The sequence below is a fragment of the Rhodococcus sp. IEGM 1341 genome, assembly GCF_030056895.1.
GTDB lineage: Bacteria > Actinomycetota > Actinomycetes > Mycobacteriales > Mycobacteriaceae > Rhodococcoides.
Map to the genome: position 1 here is coordinate 348,744 of NZ_JASHKV010000002.1, position 25,478 is coordinate 374,221.

Here is a 25,478-nt window from a genome sequence, read left to right on the forward strand (position 1 = left end):
CGCCAGTAAGATGAAACTCCACCAGGGCCTTTTTCGACGATGTTTGGAGACGTCAGTGACAAGCAAGCAGCTACGACCGGTCGCAATCGTCGGTGGCAACCGCATTCCTTTCGCGCGCTCGGACAAGAAGTACGCGCTGGCGTCCAACCAGGACATGCTCACCGCGACCATCGACGGGCTGGTCTCGCGATTCGGTCTGCAGGGCGAGCGCCTCGGTCTCGTCGCCGCCGGTGCGGTTCTCAAGCATTCACGCGATTTCAACCTCACTCGCGAGGTCGTCCTCGGTAGCGCGCTGAGCCCGTACACCCCGGCCTTCGACATCCAGCAGGCCTGCGGCACCGGCCTTCAGTCGATCATCGCCGTCGGCGACGCCATCGCGTCGGGCCGCATCGATGCCGGTATCGGCGGCGGTGTCGACACCACCTCCGACGCTCCGATCGGCGTCAACGACGAACTGCGCGAGTTCCTGCTCTCCCTGAACCGGGCCAAGAGCACCACCGACCGCATCAAGCTTCTCGGCAACGTCCGTCCCGGCATGCTCGGCATCGAGATCCCGCGCAACGGCGAGCCACGTACCGGCCTGTCGATGGGTGACCACGCCGCCATCACCGCCAAGGAATTCGGCGTCCGCCGCGAGGACCAGGACGAACTGGCCGCAGCGAGCCACAAGAACATGGCGGCCGCCTACGACCGCGGCTTCTTCGACGATCTGGTGACGCCGTTCCTCGGCCTGACCCGAGACGACAACCTGCGTCCGGGATCGACCGTGGAGAAGCTCGCGACGCTCAAGCCGGTCTTCGGAACCAAGCTGGGCGACGCCACCATGACGGCCGGAAACTCCACGCCGTTGACCGACGGTGCGTCGGCTGCTCTGCTGTCGAGTGATGAGTGGGCCGCCGAGCGCAACCTGCCGGTGCTCGCGCATCTGGTCGATTCCGAAACCGCTGCAGTCGATTACGTCCACGGCAACGGATCGTTCAAGGACGGCCTGCTGATGGCTCCGACCTACGCGATTCCGCGCTTGCTCGCGCGCAACGGCCTGACGCTGCAGGATTTCGACTACTACGAGATCCACGAGGCGTTCGCTTCGGTGGTGCTCGCAACACTGCAGGCATTCGAGAGCGACGAGTACTGCAAGGAGCGGCTCGGTCTCGACAGTGCGCTCGGTTCCATCGATCGCAGCAAGCTCAACGTGAACGGCTCTTCGCTCGCCGCGGGTCACCCGTTCGCCGCGACCGGCGGACGCATCGTGGCCTCGCTGGCGAAGATGTTGGCCGAGAAGGGCTCGGGCCGTGGCCTGATCTCGATCTGCGCGGCCGGTGGCCAGGGCGTCACGGCGATCATCGAGCGCTGATCACTGCAGCTTCGGCTGCTCACGAATCGGGGGACACAGGGTCGGCGGATCCGGTAATCGAGGGGTTTTCGGATCTGCCGACCACGACATGAAAAAGGGGCACGCATACGCGTGCCCCTTTCTCGTGTGATCAGCCGGGTATGCCGCTTTCCGGCGGGGTCGATTCTTCGCCGGTGTATTCCTCCACAGCCGAATCGCCGATGTCCGTCTGCAGTACCGGAGTCAGGTACTCGGGCACTCCGCCGCGGATCTGGAAGACACTGGCACCGGAGATACCGAGGTGACTGTCTTCCGAGTACCGGAACGGAGCCAGCTGCGGTCCCTCGAAGTCCATTCCGCCGTCCTGGATGGCTGCGACGATGCCCTCGCGGGTGGGATTCTCGCCTGCCGCCTCGAGCGCCTGCACGAAGGCATAGGCCTGGCTCAGACCATAGATGCGGTAGTTGGTCAGCGGGTCGCCGGTCCCGTTCTCCGCCCACACCTTCTGCCACAGTTGGGTCCACGGATTCTCCGGAGAGTCGACGCCCGGGATGTACTCCAGCGAGATCATCCCTTCGAGCGACTGAGCGCCGTCGGTGACCGCACCCTGCGAGAAGCGGCCGAGCAGTGAGCCGACGAGGTCGACGTCGGAACCGATCGAGCTGTAGAACCACTCGGGGTCGTAGTTGAGCCGCATGGCGGTCAGCTGGCTCAGCGCGGTGTACGAGGGCACGTTGAAGCCGAGGATCAGATCGGCTCCGGCACCTTGCAGGGCCGCGATCTGAGGTGCGACATCGGTGTTGCCCGAGGTGTAGCGCACCACCTCGACGATCTGGTCGTCGAGATACTGGCGTACCGCTTCCTCACTGTCGCGGCCGAGGTCGTCGTCCTGGAGGAACAGTCCGACCTTGGCGTCGGGCCGGTTCTTGGTCACCCAGTCGCCGATGATCTTGCCCTCGACCTGGTAGTCGGGCTGCCAGCCGAAGGTGTTGGGGTACTTCTCTGGATCGTTGCCCCACATGATCGCGCCGGAGGAGACGAACAGGTCCGGCACACCCTCCTCGTTGAGGAAGTCGATGACAGCGCTGTGGGTCGCGGTGCCGAGTCCGCCGACGACGGCGAACACCTCGTCCTGCAGTACGAGTTCGTTGACGACCTGGGTGGTGGTGGTCGGATCGTACGAGTCGTCTCGAACCACGTACTCGATCTGCCTGCCGTTGATGCCGCCCGCGGCATTGACGTAATCGAAGTAGGCCTGTGCGCCCGTGGGGATTTCGCTGTAGCCGGGTGCCGCGACCCCGGTCAACGGAAAGTGGGCGCCGATCTTCACCGACGTGTCGGTGATGCCGACCGTCGACCCTTCCGAGGACTCCGTCGCCTCGTCTCGGCCACCTGCACCGCACGCCGCGGCCAACGAGACGACGGCGACGAACGCGGTCGTTCTGAACGCCACCGATCCGAACTTTTTCATTTCATTCCTTTTCTGGTTGTCCGTAACTTGCGATACGTGCCCACCAAACCCAGTGGGGCGCACAGGATGACGAGGACGGTGAAGATTCCGGTCACCAGTGGTGCGAGTTCGGCCGATTGCAGACTGCTCAGACCCAGATCGAGTCCGAGGTTGGTCACCACCGGCGGGATGTAGGTCAGCAGAACGGCCCCGATCAACGCGCCGGACAGTGTTCCCAGCCCACCGATGACGACGGCGGAGAGCAGGGTCAGCGAGAGGGTGAGGGTGAAGCCGCTCGGTGCCGCGATTCGTGCCGACATGGCCAGCACTGCACCGCCCGCGCCGGCACAGGCCGCACTGACCACGAATGCGAGGATGCGTGCGCGGCCCAGGTCGATACCGGACAACTCGGCGGCGACCTCGTCGTCTCGGACGGCCCGCCAGCGACGACCGATTCGGCTCGACGAGATGTTGGCCAAGAGGAAGAACACCAGCACGAGCAGTATCCAGCTGACGTACGCGACGAATTTCGTGCCGCTGAGCTCGTTTCCGGTGACGAAGAACATCATGTCGTCGATCAGCTCCGGCACTTTCGGTGCCGGGACGACGAGCCCTTGTTCGCCGCCGAGGTAGTCCGAGAAGTACAGGGCCAGGCCCGGGACGGCGACGGCGAGCGCCAGCGTCGCACCGGCCAGATACGGCCCATGCAGTCGGGCGGCGGCCACTCCGACCACGATGCCCACCACTGCCGAGATCACGGTGGCGGCAAGCAGGACGAGGGGTACCGACCATCCCGAATCGTTGGCACGCAGCATCAATGCCGCGGTGTACGCACCGACCGCCATGAACGCGCCGTGCCCCAGGGACAGCTGGCCGCTCAACCCGGTCAGCACCGTCAGTCCGCCTGCGGCGATCGCCAGGTAGGCGACGGAGGTGAGTTGGCTCTGACGGAAGGTGCTCAGAGATTCGAGGGCGAGCACGATGACGACGAGTCCGATGACAGCGCCCAGGAAGTGGCGTCGAACCGGTGTTGCGGTGAGGCGAGTGAGAGTTGCGTTCATGTCATACCCTCCTGGCCGCGGAGCCGGCGAAGAGCCCGCTCGGTCGCAGCAGAAGCACGACGATCAGGATCACCAATGCCGCGCTGGAGACCAGATCCTGACCGAGATAGCCGCTGACGAAACTGAGCCCGATGCCCATCAACAGTCCGCCGACCACTGCGCCTGCCGGGCTGTCCAGTCCGCCGAGAACTGCTGCGACGAAACCGAATACGACGATCGAGTCCATGTAGCCCGGATGCACCAGGGAGCCACCTGCGATGAGCAGACCCGCCAGCGAACCGACCACTGCGGCCAGAGCCCAACCGAGAGTGAGCATTCGGCTCACGCGGACTCCGAGGAGTTTCGCGACCTCCTGCTCGAAGGCGCTCGCGCGCATCTTCAGTCCCAGATCGGTGAACCGGAACAGCAAGATCAGCAGTCCCAGGACCACGAGAACGGCGATGATCTTGAAGATGTCGTAGCCGGTCAGCGCCACGTTCATGTCGCCGATCCGCTGCCCGGTGAGGCCGAACGGTGCGGGGAAGGAACGGAATTGGTTGCCGAAGATGATGGCGGCCACGGCGTGGATGATGATGAACAACCCGAGCGTGAGAATGACCGGGTTGATGTGCGACGAGCTGTCGACGAATCGGATGACGAGCCGCTCCGTCAAGGCTCCCAGCAGCAGGCCGCACAGCAGCGCGACTGCGAATCCGATCCAGTACGAGTAGCCGGCGTCGATGACGACCAGTGCGACGTAGGTGGTGATCATGGCCATCGGGGCCTGGGCGAAGTTGACGATGCGGGTCGATCGCCAGATGAGGACGAGGGCGAGCGCGAACGCGGCGTAGATCATGCCTGTCGTCACGCCGTTGATGAGGATGGTGAGCAGTTGTTGCACTGTGGCAGGCGTCCTTTCGGCTCTAGAACCCGAGGTAGGCGTGTCGGAGGGCGTCGTCCCCGGCCAAGGTGTCGGCGGGACCTTCCACCGCGACCTTGCCCAGATCCAGGACGACGGCGTGTTCGGCGATCGACAGCGCGCTGCGAGCGTTCTGTTCGACGAGAACGACGGTCATCGACTCGGAGTCGACGAGCCCGCGCAACGTCTCGAATATCTGTGCGGCGACTTTCGGTGCGAGTCCGAGAGAGGGCTCGTCGAGCAGAAGCACCGACGGTGTCGCCATCAGTGCTCGGCCGATCACCAGCATCTGCCGCTCTCCACCGGACAGGGTGTGTGCGGAGGACGTTCGACGACCGGTCAAGGGCGGAAACATGTCGTAGATGCGGTCGAGGGTGACGGCGTCGTGATTTCGGTTGCGTCCCATCGCGCCGAGTCGAAGATTCTCGTCGACGGTCAGCTCGGCTATCACGCCACGTCCCTCGGGAACGTGCGCAAGACCTTTGCGGGACATGCGATCCGGTGCCACGCCGACGATGTCGGCCCCGGCGAGTTCGATCCTCCCCGATACCGGTTTCAGCAATCCCGAGATGGTTCGCAGCAGAGTCGTCTTCCCTGCTCCGTTCGCGCCGAGTACGGCGGTGACAGCTCCGGCTGCGACGGTCATCGACACCGAGTCGAGGGCGGTGACCGGGCCGTAGCGAACGGTCAGATCCGTGATTTTCAGGTGTGCCGCGTCAGTCTTCATGTGCCACTTCGTTTCCGAGATATGCCGCCAGTACGGCAGGGTCCTCGCGGATCTGATCGGGCGTTCCCTGTGCGATGACCTTGCCGAAATCCAGCACGTAGATTCGGTCGCACACACTCATCACGAGATCCATGTGGTGTTCGACGAGCATCACCGATGTCGCGGGTCTTTCCGGTTCGGAATCGGTCGGTGCTGTGGCGAGCGATCGGATCTCGTCGCCCAGCTCGCTCATTTCGTCACTGGACAGACCCGAGGCGGGTTCGTCCAGCAGGAGCAATGTCGGTGCGCTCACCAGTGCGCGTGCGAGCGCAACGCGTTTGCGCACCGCGTACGGCAGGCTCGGTGGCAATCGGTGCGCATAGCCGTCGATGCGCAGGCGTTCGAGAGTGGCCATCGCGGTGGAACGGACCGCGGCGTCGTCGGAAGCACTCGACGGTAGGCCGAGGAGGCCGGCGAGGATCCCGGTGTGCGCTGTCCGGTCGGCACCGACCATGACGTTGTCCAGCACGGTCATCCGATCGAACAGTCCCAGTCCCTGGAGAGTTCGGCTCATGCCGAGCCGGGGAAGGTCATGCGGTCGTAGCCGGGTCAACGGTTCGCCGAGTCGTCCGAGTGTTCCCGATCGGGGACGAACGAGTCCGCACGCGACGTTGAACAGAGTCGTCTTGCCCGCACCGTTGGGCCCGATGACGCCGAGAACTTCGCCGGGTCGCACCTCGAGACTGACTCCGGACAGCGCGACGATGCCGCCGAAGGACACCTCGATGTCCGCCATGGTGAGGACCGGGTCCTTCGTTTGGAGAGAGTTCAAGTGATCCACCTCACAATCTGTTGCGTTCACTATGGTGCGTTTCGCACAACGGGCGATATGGGCGCTGCGCACAGAATGTTTGGGTCCCTGGGCACCAGTAACGGTCAAATCGACCTGTCATGTGGGCTCAGTGCGCAAAACTGTCCAGGTGGGTGCTCCCGATGGTCGACGCGCATCGGCGCGTTCGGCTGCCCGCGGAGCGGTGACGGACTCCGACCAGGAGAAAATTCGGAGTGCGTGGGCCGCGTTGACTCCCCGGGCCGACGCGATCGCAGACTCCATCACGCTGGCGCTGATCGAGCAGGAACCCGCCTACCTCGCCAGTTCCACTCCGGACATCGCCGGCGAGATCAGGCGCAGTACCCGCGAGCACATCAATCAGGGCCTTCGCACGTTGTCGGGGCTACGTACCGCGAACGACAACACCCGTGAGGTGTGGCGTCGTACCGGCAGGGAGCGTGCACGCCAGGGCATTCCGATGGAGTTGGTACTCAAGGCGTACACGCTCGGGAGTCGGACGCTGTGGGAGGAGTTGATGCTCGAGCGCGAGCAGCGTCGAACCAGAATCGACGAGCATCTGCTTCTGGTGGCCGGTCAACAGTTGTGGCGTGCGCTGGACAGTCAGTACGAGACTCTCGTCGAGGCATACCGCCAGGAAAGCGCTCGAATGCAGCAGCGGGACATCGCCAACGTTCTGGTGATACTCGACGGCCTTCGATCGGGGCGAGGTGGTGATCCGGCATTCGTCATGGAAGCTCGTGCCACTCTTGGCCTTTCGACATCGCAACAGATCGCGTGTGTGGTCGGACCACTGGACGATCAAGGGTCGCCGCCGCTCCCGGCGCCCGAGGACGCGTTGGATCAGATCGGTGCGGTCTCGCATTGGAACACCAGGGACGGCCACCAGTTCGCGCTCGTCGCACTCGGAACCGGATCGTGGAACTCCGTCGTCGACGCCCTCGCTGCCCGGGCCGTCGGGCCGGTGGGGGTCGCGCATTCTCCGGAGGGACTGTCGTCGTTCGCGGCGGCGTATCGCCTCGCGGCATTGACGGCCGAGACCATCACCGAAGACAGCGGCGTTGCCTTGGCTACGGACCGACTGCCCCGCGTGATCATGGCGGCCGACGACCAGTCGTCGGAGTTGCTGGTTCGCCACGCTCTCGGGAAGTTGTGGACGCACCCGGAGCCGCATCGAGGAACGCTGCTGGACACCCTGGCGCACATGCTCGCCTCGGACGGCTCGCCCACCAACGCCGCCAAGGCGCTCTACTGCCACCGAAACACCGTGATCTACCGGGTCCACCGGATCGAGGAGTTGACCGGGCACGATCTGACCGATCCGCGAGATCGGCTCTTGCTCACCCTCGCGCTGGTCAGGACGGGACATTGGGCCCGAGCCGTCGGGCAGGGGGACAGTTCGACGACCCGTGGATCATTCAACCGAATGAATTGACGAGACAATTTCGCAGTCGTTGTAACGAGGTGGCACAGCCTGCTGCATATATTCCAGTTGGCTCCGTGCTGCTGCCTGACCCCCGACCCGGCAGCAGCGCGGAGCCTTTGTCGTTCCTGCGCCGATGGTCTCCGAGTGAGCGTCACCGTTCGGTTTGCGTAAGCTCGTGCCGGGGGTACGCCGTGCAGAAGGGCGGAACAAACAACCAACGGTGGTCCTGGAAGGGTCGAACGTGAGCGAGGGCAACAGTAGGTCGGGTGACGCGCCCAACGGTGCCGAACCGAAACCCGACGTACCGCCGTACGACGCTCCCACCGAGGTCTTCGGTGCGATCGGCGACGAGGCGGCCGGTACCGAACATGCATCCGACGCCGAGCAGATCCCGGAAGCGGAGCCCGAGCAGGCATCCGAGGTGGAAGCCGACACCGCTGAGCCCGAGTCCGACGACGCGGAATCCGCTGTCGCAGACCAGGCCCTCGACGATGTCGAGACCACCGAAACCGCCGCCGCTGCTGAGGCTGGGGACGCGAGGCCCGAGGCGGTCCCGGCCCCTCCACAGCCGCCCGCAGCCGACGAATCGCCGACGATCGCGCAACCCGTTGTTCCCGCAGAGGCCGATGTTCCCGCAGAGGCCGATGTTCCTGCTGAGACCGTTGCTCCTGCTGAGACCGTTGTTTCTCCCCAGGCCGAGTCGCCGGTCCAACCACCGGTGATTCCGCCGGAGGACGGAGAGCCGCAGGCCGCCGACGGGTCCGGGTTCGTGCCGCCGTGGCGGAAGATCGCGATCGGGACCGGCGCGGTGGTCGCGGTTCTCACGCTGCTGTACGCGGCGGATTGGATCACCTCCAGCGACCGAGTACCTCGCGGTGTGACCGTCGCCGGGATCGAGGTCGGTGGCAAGAGCCACTCCGACGCCGAAGAACTCCTGCGCTCGGAGCTCGGTGCGCGCGCCGAGCAGCCCGTGTCGGTCGACGTCGGCGACCGACAGGTCGAGGTACTGCCTGCCGCTGCCGGTCTCGGTGTGGACTGGAACGCAACGCTCGACCGCGCCGGATCGCAACCGATCAACCCGATCACTCGACTGACATCGTTCTTCGGCAGCCGCGAGATCGGCGTCGTGTCGACCACGGACGAGCAAGCGCTCACCGCTGCGGTCGATGGCCTGCGGGTCGAAACCGACCGCGACCCCGTCGAAGGCGACGTCGTGTTCGACGGCAGCACACCGATTGCCGTCGCGCCGCTGGCCGGTCGGATACTCGACACCGACGGGACGCGTCGCAACCTGCAGACCGAATGGGCCTCTGGCGCAACGGAAGCGGTGTACGAGTCCACTCCCGTCACGGTGACCCAGGAAGCCGTCGACCAGGCGCTGGAGAACATCGCCGCACCTGCGGTGGAGGCACCGGTGATTGTCGCCGGTCGCGAGAACGTCGACGCGACGCTGCCTACCGATCGGGTGGGCGAGGTTCTCCGCTTCGATCCCGACGGCCAGGGCGGACTGACCCCGATCTACGACACCGACTTCGCCACAGGCATTCTCGCGCCGCAACTCGTGCGCACCGAGGTACCGCCGAGGGACGCGTCGTTCACCTTCTCCGGCGGTGCGCCGACCGTCGTCCCCGGAGAGATGGGCGAGCTGGTCGAGTGGCGCAAGACCCTCGAGCAGTTGCCTGCCCTGCTGTCCGCTGACGGACCCCGCACCACCGAGGCGATCTACGAGCCCGCCCCGCCCGCCCTCACCACCGAAGCCGCACAGAATCTCGGTGTGCGAGAAGTCATTGCCGAGTACACCACCGGCGGGTTCGAGTACGCGTCGGGCGTCAATATCGGGCTGACGGCGCAGATCGTGAACGGTGCGCTCGTGAAGCCGAAAGAAACGTTCTCTCTCAACGAGTACACCGGTCCGCGAGGTACCGCGCAGGGCTTCGTCGAGTCGGGGATCATCGACAACGGTCGACCCGATCGCGCCGTCGGCGGCGGCATCAGCCAGTTCGCGACGACGCTCTACAACGCGTCCTACTTCGCCGGTATGGAAGACACCGACCACACCGAGCACAGCTACTACATCAGCCGATACCCCGAGGCGCGCGAAGCGACGGTTTTCGAGGGTGCCATCGACCTGCAGTTCACCAACCCGAACGACACCGGTGTGGTCATCCAATCGTTCGCCGATTCGTCCAGCGTCACCGTCCGACTGTGGGGAACCAAGACGGTCGACGTCGAATCGATCACCGGTTCGCGAACCAACTTCACCTCACCCGACACGGTGACACTGCCCGCAGGAGCAGGCTGCGTCGCGTCCGGCGGAGGCCAAGGATTCACCGCCAGCGACACCAGGGTGATCAGTGATGCCGCGTCGGGCAGGGAAATTTCGCGGAACACCAGAACGGTGAAATACGACCCCATTCCCATCGTTCGATGCGTTCAGCCCGATCGCCCGGCACCCGCGGCGGACCCGGCTCCGGAACCGGACGAAGACGAATGATGCTGCAGCCGCGAGAGGGCCATTCGAATCACGTCGATTCGGACTGTGGCGTTGCCGCCCGATCGGGTGTTTGCTTGCAGTAGGTGTTCGCTCGTCAGAACTGTGCCCACGCGGGGTTGCATCACAAGATCGAAAGGGAGCTTCGTCCATGACGCTCACACGTACCGTCCTCGATCAGCAGACGCTTCGTGAGGCGTACGCGCAGTTCCCGAGCGGAGTCGTCGCGATCGCCGCGAAGATCGACGGCGTCCTGGTGGGCTTGGCGGCCAGCAGCTTCGTCTCGGTGTCCATCGACCCGCCCCTCGTCGCGGTGTGCATCCAGAACACGTCGACGACATGGCCGAAACTCGAATTGGCACCCAACATCGGCGTCAGCGTTCTCGGGGAGGCACACAACGACGCCGTTCGTACCCTGGCAGCCAAGACCGGTGACCGTTTCGCGGGCCTCGACCTCACCGTCACCGACGGGGGAGCAGCCTTCATCGTGGGGGCCACCGCATGGCTCGACACCACCATCGAGCAGCAAATCCCCGCGGGCGACCACGCAATAGTGTTGCTGCGCATACATTCCCTGGACGTCCAGAGTGAAGTGAACCCAATCGTGTTCCACGGCAGCAAATTCCGCAAACTGCAGCAGTAGCGGCTGTTCCCTGTTCGGCTCCTTCGGCTCCCCAGGTCCTTCGGCTCCCTAGGTCCTCTCGGTTCCCGAGTCTTCGCCTCCCCAGTCTTCGTCGGTTCCCTAGGTCGGCCGCCTCCCCAGTCTTCGTCGGTTCCCTAGGTCCCCCGCCTCCCCAGTCTTCGTCGGTTCCCTAGGTCCCCCGCCTCCCCAGTCTTCGCAAAAGCGCGCGCGTTTGCTGAATGCGCGCGAATTGGTGCCCTGATCATGGGCAATTCTGCGCGCACCTGACGAGTGCGCACGCATTTGTGAGGTCCGGCGTTGGTTTCGGCCTTCGACGCTTCGTCGGGTCGGCCCGCGTGACGATGCGCCGTCGGCCTGTTCCCTGTTTCCCGTGTTCCTGTGTTCCCTGTTCCCGTTCGCCTGCTTCGGTTCCCCAGTCTTCGCAAAAGCGCGCGCGTTTGCTGAATGCGCGCGAATTGGTGGCCTGATCGGGGGCAATTCTGCGCGCACCTGACGAACGCGCGCGCCTTTGCGGCTCGATGGCACAGCGAACTGGTACCCCCGTACTTGTATTCATCCACAGGTCCGAAGTTGTACACAGGCAGCTACTTTCGTCCTCGAATCACTGTGCGCATGGTCGAGACTCGGAGGATGAGGGATGACCGAATGGTGCGACGCTCGGAGGCTCTTGCCGATGGCAATGCCGATCACGAGTTGCGAGCAATGTATGAACGCGGGGGCTGGGAGCGTTTGGTGAATGGCGTCTACGTTCCGACGTCGCGGCTGGCCGGCCTTTCGGAGCAGGAGCGGCATCGGCTGTTGATCGACGCCGTATTTCCGATGATTGCGGACGGCAGCACAGTGAGTCACCGTTCGGCGGCCCTACTCCACGAATTACCCTTGCCCACAGGCAGATTTGACAAAGTTCACGTCACCCGACACCGCCGCGGCGGAGGTCGAACGAATGCAGCAGTGACCGTGCACTGTGCGCCGTGGGTACCCAGCACTACCGTCGACGGAATTCCCGTGACCTCGTTGGCGCGGACGGTTGTCGACCTTGCCCGTACCGAGCCGCTTCTGTCGGCGGTGATCGCAGGTGACTCAGCTCTGAAGCGCTGCGATCCGCAGGAGCTCGACGCGGAGTTGCAGCGTGCTCGGGGATGGAAAGGTGTGGCGCAGGCGCGACGAGCCGTTTCCCTCATGGACGGGCGGAGCGAAAACCCCGGCGAGTCTCAGAGTCGAGTCATTCTGCGTCAGAACGGATTCGACGTGGAATCGCAGGTGGAGATCATGGATCCGGACGGGCAGACGGTGGCGCGGATCGATTGGCTGGTCAATGGCGTCGTGGTGTGCGAGTTCGATGGTAAAGCCAAGTACACCAAGTACCTACGGCAGGATGAGCACCCCGGCGACGTGGTGTTCAGGGAGAAGGTGAGGGAGGACGCGGTGCGCGATCTCGGCTATCCCGTCGTGCGCTGGACGTGGGCAGATTTGGCGAATCCGGCGGAGCTGGTGGCGCGCGTGGCCCGAGCGGTGGAGCGGGCTGCTGCCCTGCCTCCACCACGAGGGACGGTGCGGAGTACCTCGTGCGGCGCGCAAATGCGCGCGCATTCGCCGAATGCACGCGAAATTGCCTGAGTATTCGGCAGAATTCGCGCGCATCTGACAAACGCGCGCGCTTTTGCGACGGCTGGGGGCTCGCACCCCCGCCTCCCAATCAAATGCGCGCGCTTTTGCGGCAAACCCGGGCCCCGCCGCGACACCACCGCCCCGGCGTACACATGACAACGGCCGCACTCGAGAACGAGTGCGGCCGCCGAAGAGTTCAGGGAATCAGAATGCTGCTTCGTCCAGTTCCATGATGTCGTTGTCGATGTTGGTGAGGATTGCGCGGGTCGCCGTGAGCTGCGGCAGGATGTTCTTGGCGAAGAACGAGGCCACTGCGATCTTGCCCTCGTAGAACGCCTTGTCCTTGCCCTCTGCGCCGTTGTCGAGTGCGGCGATGGCGATTTCGGACTGACGCAGCAGCAGCCAGCCGATGAGCAGGTCGCCGAAGCCCATGAGGAAGCGCACCGATGCCAGGCCGACCTTGTACAGCTCGGTGGGCTGGTCCTGTGCGCCCATGAGGTGCTGGGTCATCGAGGTGACGATGGCCTGCACGTCTTCGAGTGCGGTGGCGAGCAGTGCGCGCTCGGCCTTGAGTCGGCCGTTTCCTGCTTCGCTGTCGATGAACGACTTGATCTGTCCGGCAACGTGAGCCAGTGCTACGCCGCGGTCGCGGGCGATCTTGCGGAAGAAGAAGTCCTGCGCCTGGATGGCGGTGGTTCCTTCGTACAGCGAGTCGATCTTGGCGTCGCGGATGTACTGCTCGAGGGGGTAGTCCTGCAGGAATCCGGAGCCGCCGAGGGTCTGCAGGGATTCTGCGAGCACCTGGTAGGCGATTTCGGAGCCGACGCCCTTGACGATGGGCAGCAGGAGGTCGTTGACGCGGTATGCGATGTCGGCGTCTGCGTCCGAGACCTGCTTGGCGGTGACCGGATCCTGGTGTGCGGCGGTGTAGAGGTACACCGCACGCAGGCCTTCCGAGTACGCCTTCTGCATCATGAGGCTGCGACGCACGTCGGGGTGGTGGGTGATGGTGACGCGGGGAGCGGTCTTGTCGGTCATCTGCGTCAGGTCTGCGCCCTGGACGCGCTCCTTGGCGTACTCGAGTGCGTTGAGGTAGCCGGTGGAGAGGGTGCCGATTGCCTTGGTGCCGACCATCATTCGAGCGTGCTCGATGACGTCGAACATCTGCGCGATGCCCTTGTGGACCTCGCCGACGAGCCAGCCCTTGGCGGGAATGCCGTTGCCACCGAAGGTGAGTTCACAGGTGGCGGAGGCCTTGAGGCCCATCTTGTGCTCGACGCCGGTGACGAAGGCTCCGTTGCGCTCGCCCAGTTCGCCCTTCTCGAAGTCGAAGAGGATGGACGGCACGAAGAACAGGCTCAGGCCCTTGGTTCCGGGTCCGGCACCTTCGGGGCGGGCGAGTACGAGGTGGAAGATGTTCTCGAAGAGGTCGTCGGACACAGCCGAGGTGATGAAGCGCTTGACGCCTTCGATGTGCCACGAGCCGTCGTCCTGCTTGATCGCCTTGGTGCGACCCGCGCCGACGTCGGATCCGGCATCGGGCTCGGTCAGGACCATCGTGGCACCCCAGCCGCGCTCGACGGCTACCTTGGCCCATTCCTTCTGCTCGTCGGTTCCGTTGTGGTACAAGATGTTTGCGAATCCGGGGCCTGCGGAGTACATGAATGCGGCCGGCTGCGATCCGAGGAGCATCTCGTTGATGCCCCAGAGCAGGTTGCGGGGTGCTGCCATGCCACCGACTTCTTCGTCGAGGCCGACGCGCCACCATTCGCCGTCGTAGAGCGCCTTGAACGACTTCTTGAAGGAGTCGGGCAGCTTCAGGCTGTGGGTTTCGGGATCGAAGACGGGCGGGTTGCGGTCGGCGTCCGCGAAGGACTCGGCCAGCGGTCCCTCGGCGAGGCGTACGACCTCACGCAGCATGTCGCGGGCTACTTCACCGTCCATGTCGCCGAAGTTGTCGCCTTCGAGTGTCTCGTCGAGTCCGAAAAGCTCGAAGAGGTTGAACTCGAGATCCCGGAGGTTGCTCTTGTAATGGCCCATTGCTCGTTCGCTCTCCAGTCGGTGGTGCGGTCTCGTGAGTACCGCCCAAGTTAGCTACTCGTCGGTAACTTAACGGATATTACCCCCGATCCGGTTCGCTGCCAAGGGGAGGCCTACTCGCCAGTAGCAATGCGTCGATCGCTGTGCCGCCGGTCACGTCGCGATAGCGGTTCTCGGCGGTGAGGATGGTCAGCCGAGTACCAATGTCCGACGCCAAATCCTCTGGCGTGTAGAGGATCTCGGCTTCCTGTGGACCACCGACGCCGGAGTCGATGTTCGCGGAGTGGTGTCCGAGAATCATGAGGATTCCATCAGGTTTCAGCGCGGAAACGGCGACCGAAACGGCCTTCTGCCGTTCGTTCGGGGGCAAGTGGAGATAGAACATGAGAACCAGGTCATAGTTCGGTTCTGTTGACAACTGCGTCACATCGGCGTGGACCCAGGTCAGTCGCTCGTGCACCGACCTGGGTGCCGAAGACGCCACGTCGTTCGCCCTCGTCAGCGCCACCGAGGAGAAATCGACGGCGTCGACGGTCCAGCCGCGGGTTGCCAACCAGATCGCGTTGCGACCCTGGCCGGACGCGAGATCCAGTGCGCGACCTCGCTCGAGCGCCGTCGCGACTTCGACGAGCGTCGCGTTCGGTGCCTCGCCGTAGACGAGTTCTCGGCCTTCGTACTTGCGATCCCACTCTGCGGCGTCCACCTTCGGAAGCCTAGTGGCGGTTCCTACAGCGTCGCGCGCAGCAGCAGCACGTTGTAGTTCTGGTAGACCGTCGCCAGGAAATACAGGTCGCGGCCGGTCGAGTAGGGATGGATGTACGGCGCGTAGATGGAGCTGACTTCGCGGGTGTCGACCAGAACTTCTGGTGGGCTCCACGGCCCGACTGGCGATGGCGAGCGTCGCAGGACGATCGAGTTGGCGTTGTCGGTCGTCATCATCAGGTACTGACCGAGGGTTGCGTTGTATGCGACGGACAGTTCGCCGACGCCGCCGACGATGGGTGCGGCCGCGGCCGGGTCGCCCTTCTTCCAGTCCTGGCCGGTCCAGTACTCGTATTCGCCGAGCCGGGCGATGTCCTGTTCCTTGACGCGAGCGACGTGGCCGAGGTTGAAGCGACCGGGCGGGGTGCCGTACTGGTAGACGTAGCCGCCGTCCTTCAGGTAGGCGCTCTGCTGGAAGTTGCGGTCGCCGCCGACGCTGGGCCGCTGGGTGTCCGGTAGTGCTGCCCAGTTCTCCCCGTTGTCGTTCGACACGGCCAGGCCGGAGAAGTTGGTCTCCCAGGTTCCCGGCGGTCCCCAGTTCTTCACGGACATCAGGTTGAGGTACTGACTGTCGCCGACGGCCACGCCTGCCGTCGGGATTCGGCTGATCTCGACGAACGGGATCTTGGGGCTGGGGACGACCTCTTTGGTCTGGCCGATCGGGTCGAGTACGACGCTGTCGAAGTTCATGCCGTCGGCGAGGTTCCGGTCGTTGCTCCGCACGATGGCGTTGCTGCGCCACGACCACAGGCTGCCCTGCAGCAGGTTGGGTACGCCGAGGCCGGCGGTATCGCCGAATGCCGTCAGCACCTCGCCGCGGCCGTTGTCCCACATGATGCCGAGATCGGTGCCGATCATGTTGACGTTCTGCGTGTTGTTGGGACTCGAGATACCGGTCACCTGAGCGACGGCTTGTGCGCGACCCTGCAGCTGCGGCAGCCCGAACGTGCCGTTGAGTCCGGCAATGGGATTGACCGCATTGGGATTGGCGAGGGCGTTGGGCCCGGTGACCAGCAGCGACGTGGCTACGGCCATGGTGGCAACGGTCAAGACTCTGGAACCCACGCGACGCACGACGATCTCCCCCAATTCGATTTCACTCCCCGGCAACCGACGAGAACCATATCAGCGGTTTGTTCGAGGCGGAATAAATCGAGCGATCCGCTGTTTCTGGAAATCGGGCGAATGGACCTCGGTGTCGTAATCTGGACAGCGTGAGTGATCTGCCCGATTCCCGGCTGGCGAGGGATTTGTCCGTCAGTGCAATGCGATTGAATCGGAGACTCCGACTGCGCCATTCCAGCGACAGATTGCCCGTCGCTCAGCTGTCGATTCTGACGACGTTGCTTCGTGAGGGGCCGATGACGACGGGGGAGTTGGCGGCACGCGAGCGGATCAAGCCGCCGTCGGTGTCCAGGTCGTCGCACGCCTTGGTCGAGTTGGGTTTGATGAGCCGGGAGCCGCATCCGACGGACGGCAGGCAGGTGGTTCTTCTGCTGACCGATGCGGGCACGGCCACTGCACGGCAGGAGGTTGCCGCTCGGGAAATCGCGCTGGCGGAACAATTGGACGAATTGACGCCGCAGCAGCGCCAGACGCTGGCCGCAGCGGCTCGTATTCTCACCGAGATCGTCGAGCGGGTCGACTGAGCGCAGTCAGTTCTCGTGGTGAAGTTCGTGCTCGAGAGCCTCGACGTCCCACTCGATCGTCGACCCCAGTTCCTCGGAGTCACCCCGGCGCGCGACGCGGCCGAGGACGGTGGCGACGACTGTCGCGAACACCATCCAGACGGCTACGCCTATCAACAACCCGGTCATGTCACACTTTCTAGCACCTGTGTCTGTGAAATAGCCGTGAAACGGTGGTTCAGCTTTGTTGCGATTCGATATTGGTCGCGTGCGGTCCGGCAATTCGGGCAGATCGAAGGTGCTGTTCCACAACGGATGTGGAGGTTGCGGCCTCGATGCGGCATTTCGGTCGAAACAGACCTGACGGAACGGACCGAGGCCCCTTTCAATTACCGACTTTTCCGACGGCAACATGGAACCGACTGTTCGGTGCGCACAATTGCGCCACCGCTTCGAGATCGGACTCGAAATCGACATCGCGCAATTCCGGGAGCATCGTGATCGACGCCCCGGCCGCGGTCAACGCATCGAGTGTGTCGGAGCCCGTCGACGGGGCGGACATGGGCACGTCGAGCAAGAACCGCGCGAGTTCGGGGTTGCGCAGGCCGAGCGCCCACCAGCCGCCGTCCTCGGCGAATCCGAGTACGTCACTGTTGCCGAGTTGCGCGGCCGCGTCGGACAGCAATTGCGCAGTGACCTGAGGGGTGTCCATGCCGATCTGCAGTACGGAACCGGTGGTGGCCGCGTCGGCGTGGGCATTGGCCAGTCGTTCGCCCAGCCCGTCGCCGCGCTGCGCTATGACCGTGAACGACGCCAGCGCGCGGGTCAGTTCGTCGGCGCGGGCCGCGTCGGCGAGGTTGCCGGTGAGGGCCACGACACGGCGATCGACGTCGGCGGCCGAGACGGCGTCGAGGGTGTCGAGCAGCGAGGCCGCCGCCAGTTCGGCTGCGGCGGAGTCGCCGATCGTGGCGGCGAGTCGTGTCTTGGCCAACCCGGGTACAGGGGCTTTGGCGACGACGAGAGCGGTGACGGTCACGAGAGCACCTTCCAGAAATCCCGCACGGCGACGATGGTTCCCTTCACCGATCCCGAGACCTTCGACGTTCCGGCGGTCCGTGGTCGGTAGACCACGTCGTGTTCGACGACGGTCCAGCCGGCTTCGGCCGCCAGTACGAGCAGCTGCAGTGGATAGCCCGAGCGGCGGTCGGTGACGCCGAGGTCGAGCAGTGCCTGACGGCGTACCGCGCGAATGGCCCCCAGATCGTGCACGGGCAGCTTGTACTTGGTGCGAAGTCGAAGTGAGAGAACGGCATTGCCGATCCTGGCGTGCAGGGGTGAGCTTCCCTTCGCCGGTCGACGGCGACCGACGGCGAGGTCCGCGTGATCGAGGGCCGTCACGAGGGTCGGCAGGTCGCGTGGATCCATGGAGCCGTCTCCGTCGAGGACGCAGACGATCTCGGTGTCGGCTGCCACGACGCCTGCGTGGACTGCTGCGCCGTAGCCGGGCACGGTCTCGGAGATCACCGTGGCTCCGTGGGCTGCGGCGACGGCGGCGGTGGCGTCGGTGGAGTTGTTGTCCACCACGATCGTGGAGTAGCCCGCCGGTACCGAATCGAGTACTGCTGGAAGCGATTCGGCCTCGTTCATGCAGGGGATGACGACGGTCACCGATTGCTGTTCAGACACGGGGTGGTCCCGTGCCCTCGGCGTCGCGCAACGGTGCGTCGGCGAATGCGGTGAGACCGTCCCTCGGCATGATCTTCGCCCGGAATCCCAGGGTCTGTTCGGCCAGTCGGGAACTGGCGACGATGTGCCGTACGTCGCCGGCTCGGTAGCGTCCGGTGATCTCGGGTGTGGGCCCGCCGCGTGCTTCGGCGAGGATGGTGGCGACCTCACCGATGGTGATCGGTTGTCCCGAGCAGACGTTGAGGGCGGTGAAGCCTTCGGTCTCGGCGTCGATCGACGCGATGTTGGCCGCTGCGACGTCGTGAACGTGCACGAAATCGCGGGCCTGCTTGCCGTCCTCGTACACGGTCGGGGCCTGGCCGAGTTCCAGCGAGGAGCGGAACATCGCTGCCACACCGGAATACGGGGTGTTGCGGGGCATGTTCGGTCCGTAGACGTTGTGGTATCGCAGTGCGATCACCGAGCCGCCCGTCGATACCGCCCACGCGGAGGCGTAGTTCTCCTGTGCCAGTTTGCTCGCGGCGTAGATGCTCCTGGGTTCGAGTATCGAATCTTCCTCCACCAGAAGCCAATCGAGGGGCTCACCGGACCTCGGATCGCGATTGTCGAACAGTCCGGCATCGAGATCGGCGCGGGTGCGGGGCGGCGGAACTACGGTCTCGCCCGATGAATTGAGATACCGCCCTTCGCCGTAGACGACCATCGACGAGGCGAGAACCAGCCGCGAACAGCCCGCCTCGTACATCGCGGCGAGCAGAACTGCCGTCCCGTAATCGTTGTGGCTGGCGTAGGCGGGGGCATCCGCGGCATCGACGCCGGCTCCGACGACGGCGGCCTGGTGACACACGACATCCACCCCGCGCAATGCGTCGACGAGCGAGTCCTTGTCGCGCACATCGAGATCGATGATTCCGTCGGCTCGCGCCCCTGGACCGTGAGCCGATTCCAGCATGGCGTCGACGGCAACGATCTCGTGGCCGGAGGCGGCTGCCGCATCGCGAATGTGACCGCCGATGAATCCGGCTGCGCCGGTGAGCAGTACCCGGGTCATGGCAGCTCGATCGGCAGCGTGAGGCCGGTGTGCACCCGACACGTCGGGCAGTCACCGGTGGGAGCGTCGGAGATGGCCGAGCGCACCAGTGCCTTGAGTGGCTCGATGTTCTTCTGGAACTCGGCGAACACGTCCACCGCCTTGACGCCCTGACCGGACTCGATGCCGGCATCGAGGTCGGTCACCAATGCGATCGGTGCGTAGCAGAGTTCGAGTTCGCGAGCCAGAACTGCCTCGGGGTGGCCGGTCATGTTCACCAGCGTCCAACCCTGGCGGGCGAACCACTGGCTCTCCGCACGAGTGGAGAACCGAGGGCCTTCGACGACGACCATGACACCGCCGTCGATCGCCGAGTCCTGGACCGCGGACTTGCGGAGCGTCGGGCAGTACGGGTCTGCGAATTCGACGTGAATCCCGCCCTCGTCGAAGTAGGTCTGTGCTCGCCCGGACGTTCGGTCGACCAGTTGATCGGGAATCACGACGGTGCCCGGGCCGTACTCGGACACCAGGGATCCGACCGCGCACGGGGCGAACACTCGGCTCACCCCGAGCATCCGCAGCGCCCACATGTTGGCGCGATACGGCAACGTGTGCGGTGAGTACTCGTGATTGCGGCCGTGTCGGGGCAGAAACGCGACTCGGCGACCTTCCACCTCGCCCAACGTGATCGGGGCGCTCGGAGCGCCGTAGGGGGTGTCGAGCACTACCTCCTCGGCGTCGGCCCCGAAGAACGAATAGAAGCCGCTGCCGCCGATGACGGCTATCTCGGCCCGCCCCGTCGCGTCGTTGTCCATCTGCTCATCCTCCATCACCGTCGGTCGATATGCTGGTCCGAAGTCGTGTTCGCCTTCAAGTCCGCAGGGAGAAAAGACTATCCGTTACTGGAGAGAAGCCGTCGCAGGCACGTTGGCCGTCGTGCTCGTCGTGGTCGCATTCGTCGTTCCGTACCTGGGAAACGAACTCGTCACCCCCATCATCAACAGAACTCCGCAGCAGGTACGTGACTTCGCCGATGCGGCACCGCTGTTCGGCTTCCGCGAGATTCACGTGGGATGGGGAACTCCCGTCGCTGTTCTGATCGCCGTCGCCACCGTGCTGTGGGGGCCGACGGTCGCACGCCGACTGTCGTGGACGCGACTGTTGTTCGTGGTGTGGGGCGCGTCGGCGGCCTGGACGATGTCGCTGGCGATGGTGGACGGTTGGAAGCGCGGCTTCGTGAACCGGCTGGCATCGACGGACGAGTACTTGCACGAAGTGCCCGGCATCACCGACATTCCCGCCACGCTCCGCGGATTCTCCGAACGCATTCTGGACTACCAGGCCGATTCGTGGACGACGCATGTGTCGGGTCATCCCCCCGGCGCACTGCTCACCTTCGTGTGGCTCGACCGTCTCGGCCTCGGCGGTGGAGCCTGGGCGGCGACACTCTGTGTGCTGGTCGGCACGAGTGCCGCTGTGGCGCTGGTACTCACGCTCCGGGTGCTCGGCGACGAGAACATCGCACGGCGTGCAGCACCGTTCGTGGCCATCGCCCCGGCCGCGATCTGGATCGCCGTCTCCGCCGATGCGTTCTACGCCGGTGTCGCCGCGTGGGGAATTGCGCTGCTGGCGATCTCGACGAAGCGCTACCTGTGGCCCGCGTCGATCGGTGCGGGAGTGTTGCTCGGTTTCGGCGTCTACCTCAACTACGGGTTGGTGTTGATGGGCCTGCCTGCGGTCGCGGTGCTGATCGCCGGGCGAAGAATTCTGCCGTTCCTCGGCGCGCTGATCGGTGCGCTGATCGTTGCCGGGATCTTCACCGCGTACGGATTCTGGTGGTACGACGGCTACTTGCTGGTGCAGGAGCGCTACTACCAGGGCATCGCGAAGGACCGACCGTTCGAGTACTGGGGCTGGGCGAACTTTGCGGCGCTGTTCTGTGCGTTGGGTGTAGCTGTGCCGGCGGCGTTCCCACGGATACTCACTCGGCTGGAGCCGATCAACCTGTTGGTGATCTCGGCGATCGCTGCTGTGGTCATGGCTGATCTGAGCCAGTTGAGCAAAGCCGAGACCGAGAGGATCTGGTTGCCCTTCGCGATGTGGATGCTGATCGCGCCTGCTGTGTTGCCGATCCGCACGCATCGTTTCTGGCTGGCGCTGCAGGTGATCGGTGCGCTGGCGATCAATCATCTACTGTTCACGAATTGGTGAACGGGGCCAGCGTCATCTGAGCGAACCAGCGCCCGTGGATCGGTGCCACGTCCACCACCCGCAGGCCTGCGGCACCGGCGAGATCTGCGGTGGCGTCGGCGCTGACACTGGACCAGGCGAACCAGTCGCCGACCATGGTGTCGGTTTCCCATCGAACGGTGCGGTGGCGAATTCCCGTGTCGCTGGGCGCATCCACTTCGGCGATGACTGCCCCATGGGGGGCGAGCAGGTCGGCTGCCCGGCGAAGCAGACGCACCGGGTCTCCGCCGATACCGATGTTTCCGTCCGCGAGGAGGACACACGACCAGTTGCCGGTGTCGGGCAGTGGCTCGAAGAGGTCGCGGAGAACGGCGTTGCCGCCGCGTCCGATGGTCAGATCGACCGCGGCTCGGGAGGTGTCGACACCGAGTGCCGAAACGCCGCGTCGAGCAAGCGCTTCGGTGAGTCGACCCGGACCGCAGCCGAGATCGATCGTGGGGCCGGTACAGCGGCTGAGCATGGCGTGATCCGCGCGGCGATCCTCGGCCGACGAGGCGCTGCCACCCATCCAACGCGCGGTGGGAAGCTGTTGCCTGCTGCCGTCGGAATCGCCTATCCAGCAGGGTAGTCCGGCTGCTGCGCGGTTGAAGAGTGTATCGGCGGTGACGCTCATGCTCGGCTCCGTACGAGGGTCCATCGGGTGAAGTAGGCGGCGGCGCTCACGGTGAACAACACGGCGGTCAGTGCGAGCCAACGTCCGAGAAAGGGTTCCTGGGTCAAACCGGTTGCGGCTCGGTACGATTGCGCGCCCTGAGAGAGAATGCCGGGAAAGAACATCAGGAAGGTCAGGGCGGCTCCGAGTGCGGGAACTCGAACGAAGTTCACCGGCGACACGGCCAGGCGGTGGCGCGGAATGCCGGTGAGCAGCCGATCGGCCAATGAGTAGAGCGGGAACAGTACGGCGTCGTGCAGCAGTACCGATCCGAAGAACCACACGAGAACGGATTTCCACCACACGTCGCTGTTCCACAGAGCCTCGGGCCCCATGAGTGCCACGACGTACCCGACCAGTGCGAACGAGAGCAGCAGACCGACCGCGTGTAGCGGGTGTCCACCGTAGATCTTCGTGAAGGCTCTCATTCGTGATTCCTGACCGTGCGATGCAAACACCCGTGCGCGAGCACCGCCGTTTTCACGGCGACAACTCGCGCACGGGCGTTCAGGAGATGATTAGGCAGTGCTGACCGTGATGGTCGCAACGCCCACGAGCAGTCCCGGGGTCACAGCATCGGTGTTGAAGGTGCTGTTGAGCAGTCCGGCAGCGGTCTCCGAGATCTTCACCTGGGTGCCCTGCAGGATTGCGGTGTTGTCCGGTCCGGTAGCGAGCGGCTGCAGGGTGCGGCCGTCGAGATCGAACAGAACTGCGTCTGCGGCAGCTTCCTCGCCGTTGACCATGACGTCACCGGTGAGAAGCGAAGTGCCGGGATCGATGTCGAAGTTGATGAGCTCGACAACGGTCTCGCCGGCGGTCAGCGACAGGCCGCTGCCGTCGTGCATGATCTCGCCCTGGACGTAGGGGTCGACGGTGCCGGGCTCCCAGTACTTGACGTCTCCGCCGGTGATCGGGAATCGGATGGATCCGTCTGCGAGAGTGGCGGTTCCGACGACACCGGGCGTGAGGCCCAGGGTGGTCAGCGCACCGGTGAAGCCGGGATCGAGTGCAACTGCGGTGTCGACACCGTTGCTGAGGTCGGGGACCTCGGCTGCGGGCTCGGGCTCGCTCTCGGTGGTTTCCATGGCCGACGCTGCCGAGGAGGTGGCGTTGTCGACGGTGTCGGACGCCTCGTCGCTGGAGCATGCGGCAAGCGGGACGATGGTGAGTGCACCGATTGCGGTGGCGGCCAAAGCTTTACGAACAGTGAACATGTCGGTCAACCTTCCGTGCTCGTCTCTCGAGCGTTGTGGGTCATTCGGCGCTGCTTGCCGAGCGGATGGGTTCCATCTCGATCCCTTGCAAGGGAGCGTGTCCACCTGTTACCCGACAAACCGGACTCCCAAACCGGAATTTTTCCGAAGGTTCACTCGGGATCAACGAAGGATCAGGTCCGCAGCTCGTTCGCCGATCACCACCGACGGCGCGTGAGTGTGTCCGCGGATGATGCTGGGCATGATCGACGCGTCGGCGACGCGAAGGTGGTCGACGCCCCGCACTCTCAGCTCGGGATCGACGACACTGGCGGGGTCGTTGCCCATACGTGCAGTGCCCACGGGGTGGTACAGCGTGTGCGCATTCTGTTCGAGGGCCTCGGTGAGCAGGTCCGCCGGGGAGATGTTCGACGCCACCCTGGGGCGTACGACGTCGCCGAGCAGTCCCTTCAACGACGGGGTTTCGGAGATGGCGACGCAGGCGCGCAGGCCTTCGATCATCGCCTTGCGGTCCAGTCCGTCGGGGTCGCTGAGGTAGCGGGGTTCGACGATGGGCTTGGCCGACGGGTCGGCCGATCGGAGGGTGATCTCGCCGCGGCTCTCGGGTTTGACCAGTACCGCGCCGATGACGGCGGCGTGCGAGTCCTGACCGACGAGTCCCTCGTCGAAGAACGGTGCCGGTCCGAAGATGAGTTCCACGTCGGGCAGGGCGAGGTCTTCTCGGCTCTTGATGAAGCCGTACGCCTCGGCGACGTTGGAGGTGAGCATGCCGCGTCGGCGCGCGAGGTAGTTGACCAACTCGGGGATCTTCTCGGCGTGGAAGAGGGAGTCCCTTTCGGTTTTCCAGCCGATGAGGGCGGCCAGGTGGTCGAGGAGGTTCTGCCCGACGCCCGGCGCGTGGTGTTGGACGGCGATGCCGTGCGACTTCAGCTGTTCCTGGTCGCCGATGCCCGAGAGCATCAGCAGTTGCGGAGTGTTGATGGCTCCGCCGGAGAGGATCACCTCTTTACGTGCGCGCACGGTGTGTGTCTGCCCGCCGGAGGCGTATTCGACTCCCACCGCCGCGCTGCCCTCGAAGAGCACACGGGTGGCATGTGCCTCGGTGAGGATGGTCAGGTTCTTGCGCTTCTTCGCCGGTCGCAGGTAGGCATCGGCGGTGCTCCACCGTGCTCCGCGCTTCTGGTTGACCATCGTGCGGGTGAAGCCCTTGGGTTCGGGCAGGTTCGCGGTTTCCAGCGGATAGCCTGCTTCTTCGACGCCGTCGAGGAACGACGACGTCAGGTCGCGGGGGCTGCGCTGGTGGGAGACGATGAGGGGGCCGTCGGTGCCGGCGTCGACTGCCGTTGTGCCCTCGATGTTCTCGATCCTTCGAAAGTATCCGACCAGGTTTCGGAAAGACCACGAGTCGTCGGACACCGCTGCCCACTCGTCGTAGTCGGCGGCGAACCCGCGCACCCACATCATCGCGTTCATCGACGACGAACCGCCGAGCATCTTGCCGCGCGGCCAGTAGATGCTGCGATCACGCAACTCCGGTTGCGGTTCGGTCAGGTAGTCCCAATCGACCTCGCTGCGAAAGAGTTTGGAGAACGCAGCGGGGATGTGGGCGAACTTGTTCTTGTCCTCGGGGCCGGCCTCGAGGAGAATCACCTCGTTGCGTGGGTCTGCGCTGAGGCGGTTGGCCACCACCGCGCCTGCCGAACCTGCGCCCACCACGATGTAGTCGGCCGTCGTGCGCTGAGAGCTCATG

The 25,478-nt window shown here is 64.8% G+C and carries 24 protein-coding genes; 7 read left to right on the forward strand and 17 right to left on the reverse strand.

What is annotated here, in order from left to right:
• Nucleotides 1-10 precede the first annotated feature (10 nt).
• On the forward strand, nt 11-1,354 hold the full coding sequence (locus QM615_RS08800; protein WP_094612988.1) for an acetyl-CoA C-acetyltransferase: 1,344 nt from the start codon (nt 11-13) through the stop codon (nt 1,352-1,354).
• A gap of 130 nt (nt 1,355-1,484) precedes the next feature.
• Here QM615_RS08800 and QM615_RS08805 read toward each other — a convergent pair whose 3' ends face one another.
• From QM615_RS08805 to QM615_RS08825, 5 genes are read right to left on the reverse strand one after another with little or no spacing between them, the layout of a single operon-like run.
• On the reverse strand, nt 1,485-2,804 hold the full coding sequence (locus tag QM615_RS08805; protein ID WP_283347249.1) for an ABC transporter substrate-binding protein: 1,320 nt from the start codon (nt 2,802-2,804) through the stop codon (nt 1,485-1,487).
• Entirely contained in the window at nt 2,801-3,844 is a 1,044-nt protein-coding gene (locus tag QM615_RS08810) for a branched-chain amino acid ABC transporter permease (protein WP_283347250.1), read from the reverse strand. The genes QM615_RS08805 and QM615_RS08810 overlap by 4 nt, the downstream gene beginning before the upstream one ends.
• Before the next feature lies 1 nt (nt 3,845).
• The gene (locus tag QM615_RS08815; protein WP_094639203.1) at nt 3,846-4,724 is read right to left on the reverse strand and encodes a branched-chain amino acid ABC transporter permease; all 879 of its coding nucleotides are present in this window, start codon (nt 4,722-4,724) and stop codon (nt 3,846-3,848) included.
• A 22-nt stretch (nt 4,725-4,746) separates the two neighbouring features.
• Nucleotides 4,747-5,469, reverse strand: coding sequence for an ABC transporter ATP-binding protein (locus QM615_RS08820; RefSeq protein WP_283347251.1), 723 nt, complete (start codon nt 5,467-5,469; stop codon nt 4,747-4,749).
• On the reverse strand, nt 5,459-6,280 hold the full coding sequence (locus tag QM615_RS08825) for an ABC transporter ATP-binding protein (RefSeq protein WP_262498496.1): 822 nt from the start codon (nt 6,278-6,280) through the stop codon (nt 5,459-5,461). The genes QM615_RS08820 and QM615_RS08825 overlap by 11 nt, the downstream gene beginning before the upstream one ends.
• Before the next feature lie 148 nt (nt 6,281-6,428).
• On the opposite strand from QM615_RS08825, the gene QM615_RS08830 reads away from it, so the two are divergent.
• The 4 genes from QM615_RS08830 (at nt 6,429) to QM615_RS08845 (ending at nt 12,475) form a co-directional block, all read left to right on the forward strand.
• The gene (locus tag QM615_RS08830) at nt 6,429-7,733 is read left to right on the forward strand and encodes a PucR family transcriptional regulator (protein ID WP_283347252.1); all 1,305 of its coding nucleotides are present in this window, start codon (nt 6,429-6,431) and stop codon (nt 7,731-7,733) included.
• Nucleotides 7,734-7,965: 232 nt separating this feature from the next.
• Nucleotides 7,966-10,218, forward strand: coding sequence for a VanW family protein (locus QM615_RS08835; RefSeq protein ID WP_283347253.1), 2,253 nt, complete (start codon nt 7,966-7,968; stop codon nt 10,216-10,218).
• Between the two features lie 148 nt (nt 10,219-10,366).
• Nucleotides 10,367-10,858: a flavin reductase family protein gene (locus QM615_RS08840; RefSeq protein WP_068049175.1), complete on the forward strand. Its 492-nt coding sequence runs from the start codon at nt 10,367-10,369 to the stop codon at nt 10,856-10,858.
• 645 nt (nt 10,859-11,503) lie between these two features.
• A complete protein-coding gene (locus tag QM615_RS08845; RefSeq protein WP_283347254.1) occupies nt 11,504-12,475 on the forward strand; it encodes a hypothetical protein in 972 nt (323 codons plus the stop codon).
• A 195-nt stretch (nt 12,476-12,670) separates the two neighbouring features.
• Here the strand turns inward: QM615_RS08845 and QM615_RS08850 are convergent, their stop codons facing one another.
• The 3 genes from QM615_RS08850 to QM615_RS08860 form a co-directional block, all read right to left on the reverse strand.
• Nucleotides 12,671-14,506 carry an acyl-CoA dehydrogenase gene (locus tag QM615_RS08850; RefSeq protein WP_149406986.1) on the reverse strand — a complete coding sequence of 612 codons (1,836 nt, stop codon included), beginning with the start codon at nt 14,504-14,506 and terminating at the stop codon, nt 12,671-12,673.
• A gap of 79 nt (nt 14,507-14,585) precedes the next feature.
• Nucleotides 14,586-15,209 carry a class I SAM-dependent methyltransferase gene (locus QM615_RS08855; protein ID WP_149406987.1) on the reverse strand — a complete coding sequence of 208 codons (624 nt, stop codon included), beginning with the start codon at nt 15,207-15,209 and terminating at the stop codon, nt 14,586-14,588.
• 23 nt (nt 15,210-15,232) lie between these two features.
• Nucleotides 15,233-16,303 carry a glycoside hydrolase family 183 protein gene (locus QM615_RS08860; protein ID WP_149406988.1) on the reverse strand — a complete coding sequence of 357 codons (1,071 nt, stop codon included), beginning with the start codon at nt 16,301-16,303 and terminating at the stop codon, nt 15,233-15,235.
• 179 nt (nt 16,304-16,482) lie between these two features.
• Between QM615_RS08860 and QM615_RS08865 the strand changes: the two genes are divergently transcribed.
• Nucleotides 16,483-16,917, forward strand: coding sequence for a MarR family winged helix-turn-helix transcriptional regulator (locus tag QM615_RS08865; protein WP_094687077.1), 435 nt, complete (start codon nt 16,483-16,485; stop codon nt 16,915-16,917).
• A 6-nt stretch (nt 16,918-16,923) separates the two neighbouring features.
• Here QM615_RS08865 and QM615_RS08870 read toward each other — a convergent pair whose 3' ends face one another.
• The 5 genes from QM615_RS08870 to QM615_RS08890 form a co-directional block, all read right to left on the reverse strand.
• Nucleotides 16,924-17,085, reverse strand: a complete 162-nt coding sequence (locus QM615_RS08870; protein WP_176460173.1) for a hypothetical protein — start codon at nt 17,083-17,085, stop codon at nt 16,924-16,926.
• Between the two features lie 196 nt (nt 17,086-17,281).
• Nucleotides 17,282-17,932 carry a TIGR04282 family arsenosugar biosynthesis glycosyltransferase gene (locus QM615_RS08875; protein WP_149406989.1) on the reverse strand — a complete coding sequence of 217 codons (651 nt, stop codon included), beginning with the start codon at nt 17,930-17,932 and terminating at the stop codon, nt 17,282-17,284.
• Nucleotides 17,929-18,582, reverse strand: a complete 654-nt coding sequence (locus tag QM615_RS08880) for a glycosyltransferase (protein ID WP_149406990.1) — start codon at nt 18,580-18,582, stop codon at nt 17,929-17,931. Before QM615_RS08880 ends, QM615_RS08875 begins: the two co-directional genes overlap by 4 nt.
• Nucleotides 18,575-19,633, reverse strand: a complete 1,059-nt coding sequence (locus QM615_RS08885; protein ID WP_149406991.1) for an NAD-dependent epimerase/dehydratase family protein — start codon at nt 19,631-19,633, stop codon at nt 18,575-18,577. The genes QM615_RS08880 and QM615_RS08885 overlap by 8 nt, the downstream gene beginning before the upstream one ends.
• Nucleotides 19,630-20,427: an S-methyl-5'-thioadenosine phosphorylase gene (locus tag QM615_RS08890; RefSeq protein WP_149406992.1), complete on the reverse strand. Its 798-nt coding sequence runs from the start codon at nt 20,425-20,427 to the stop codon at nt 19,630-19,632. Before QM615_RS08890 ends, QM615_RS08885 begins: the two co-directional genes overlap by 4 nt.
• Nucleotides 20,428-20,539: 112 nt before the next feature.
• Between QM615_RS08890 and QM615_RS08895 the strand changes: the two genes are divergently transcribed.
• Nucleotides 20,540-21,823 carry a glycosyltransferase family protein gene (locus tag QM615_RS08895; RefSeq protein ID WP_262498499.1) on the forward strand — a complete coding sequence of 428 codons (1,284 nt, stop codon included), beginning with the start codon at nt 20,540-20,542 and terminating at the stop codon, nt 21,821-21,823.
• Here QM615_RS08895 and QM615_RS08900 read toward each other — a convergent pair.
• From QM615_RS08900 to QM615_RS08915, 4 genes are all read right to left on the reverse strand, one after another.
• Nucleotides 21,810-22,475 carry a methyltransferase domain-containing protein gene (locus QM615_RS08900; RefSeq protein WP_188078743.1) on the reverse strand — a complete coding sequence of 222 codons (666 nt, stop codon included), beginning with the start codon at nt 22,473-22,475 and terminating at the stop codon, nt 21,810-21,812. The two genes, QM615_RS08895 and QM615_RS08900, sit on opposite strands and share 14 nt — an antisense overlap.
• On the reverse strand, nt 22,472-22,942 hold the full coding sequence (locus tag QM615_RS08905) for a hypothetical protein (protein WP_149406993.1): 471 nt from the start codon (nt 22,940-22,942) through the stop codon (nt 22,472-22,474). Before QM615_RS08905 ends, QM615_RS08900 begins: the two co-directional genes overlap by 4 nt.
• Nucleotides 22,943-23,032: 90 nt before the next feature.
• Nucleotides 23,033-23,728, reverse strand: coding sequence for a hypothetical protein (locus QM615_RS08910; RefSeq protein ID WP_149406994.1), 696 nt, complete (start codon nt 23,726-23,728; stop codon nt 23,033-23,035).
• 162 nt (nt 23,729-23,890) lie between these two features.
• Complete coding sequence (locus QM615_RS08915) at nt 23,891-25,477, reverse strand: GMC family oxidoreductase (protein ID WP_149406995.1); 1,587 nt, start codon at nt 25,475-25,477, stop codon at nt 23,891-23,893.
• Between the last annotated feature and the right edge of the window lies 1 nt (nt 25,478).